The 1,161-nt window shown below is 60.2% G+C and carries 1 protein-coding gene and 1 pseudogene; both read left to right on the top strand.

Features of this window, described 5'->3' with window-relative positions; all coding sequences use genetic code 11:
* Positions 1-886: ABC transporter substrate-binding protein (locus tag AB0H42_RS35830; RefSeq protein ID WP_357064347.1), on the top strand; the 886-nt coding region annotated here is incomplete at its 5' end.
* Positions 887-934: 48 nt separating this feature from the next.
* Positions 935-1,161: pseudogene (locus tag AB0H42_RS35825) on the top strand (ABC transporter permease); the annotation flags it as partial.

Here is a 1,161-nt window from a genome sequence, read left to right as displayed (position 1 = left end):
CCGCGTCACCAACCCGGCCACCAACTTCCAGCTGTTCCAGACCGGTGAGACCGAATACGACGCCTTTACCGCCAAACCGGACGATATCGAACAGCTCAAGCTGCTCGGCTTCGCCAATATCAACCTTTACAGCTCAAGCGATTACAGCCGCGTTGATTTCAACCTCAGACGCCCGGCGCTGCAGGATAAACGGGTGCGCCAGGCGCTGATCTACGGCCTCGATCGGCAAAAGCTGATCGCCGTGGTGTACCAGGGGTACGGCAAGGTCGCCAACCAGCCGATTTCGCCGATCTCCTGGGCCTATGACGCGAACGGCATCAATCCCTACGCTTACGATCTCGATAAGGCCAAAAAGCTGTTGGACGAGGCCGGTTGGCAGATGGGCGCTGACGGTATCCGGCAGAAAGACGGTAAAAAGCTGGAGCTGACGCTGCTGGTAACCAAAAAGCTGATCAACGACGCGCTGGTGCCGATCGCCAAGGATAACTATCGCCGGCTCGGCGTGGTGCTGAAACCGCAGGTATTGGACTTCAACGCGCTGTTGGCGCAGCGCAAGGCGGGCAATTACGACCTGGCGTCCCTCAGCACCAGTACGCTGAACGATCCGCACGACGGCGTACGCGATTTCATCAGCAGCGAGAGCGAGACCGGTTATCACAACCCGCAGGTAGACGCGCTGATCGCCAGGGCCAATGCCACGCTGGATATCGCCCAGCGCAAGCCGCTGTATCACCAGCTGTATCAAGTGTTGGCGGACGATCCGCCGGTGATCCTGCTCGGCAACCGCGAGATTTTGAGCGCCAGCAGCGCGCGCGTCACCGGCTTTAAACCGGATATCTACAACGGATTGGTCGGCAGCCTGCCGAACGTCAAACCGGCGCCGTAACGCCCTGACGCCGCCGCGCCATTCCGGGCGGCGGCGATGGAACCCGCGATGAGAAACTTTATCCTGCGCCGTCTGTTGCAGACTATCCCGATGCTGTTGTTGGCTTCCTTGCTGATTTTTTGCATTTTCGCCCTGGCGCCCGGCGATTTTATCGACGGCAACATCAATTTGACCGCGCAACGCGCCGCCGAGCTGCGGGCGCTGTATGGGTTGGATCAGCCGTTGTTCAGCCGCTACCTGCACTGGCTCGGCCGCTTGCTGCAGGGCGATCTCGG

It is taken from the genome of Nocardia sp. NPDC050799, from assembly GCF_040654015.1.
In the GTDB taxonomy this organism is placed as follows: Bacteria; Actinomycetota; Actinomycetes; order Mycobacteriales; family Mycobacteriaceae; genus Nocardia.
This window is presented reverse-complemented; position numbering and strand designations above follow the sequence as displayed.